The 280-nt window shown below is 61.8% G+C and carries 1 protein-coding gene; it reads left to right on the top strand.

Annotation, left to right across the window (positions count from 1 at the left end):
* A partial coding sequence (locus FJ988_RS30525) for a hypothetical protein (protein WP_210242792.1) occupies positions 1 to 246 on the top strand: 246 nt, incomplete at its 5' end.
* Between the last annotated feature and the right edge of the window lie 34 nt (positions 247 to 280).

Below are 280 nucleotides of genomic sequence, written 5' to 3' on the forward strand. Positions count from 1 at the left end.
GCCTTGCAGCAACAGGTGTGGCGCATCCGGCCTACCCATGCGTATGTCCCTGGGTTTCAACCGTTGGCGGTCGTGCAACGGATCGACCCCGTGGACACTTCACAACGGCTCTGCCGCTGGTGGCAGCCTTCCGGCAAGACCGAATTGTGGAGCGAGGAGAGTACCCATTGGCAAGGTGGCCTGGCGGCGGTGCTTGAGCAATGGCTGAAGAGCGGCCAAAGCCTGGGCTTCCCACAGTCGAGCTGAACTAGGCGTCTCGTGTCGATGTGCTGGATACTGC

Source organism: Mesorhizobium sp. CU3 (assembly GCF_006442965.1).
Classification (GTDB): Bacteria; Pseudomonadota; Alphaproteobacteria; order Rhizobiales; family Rhizobiaceae; genus Mesorhizobium.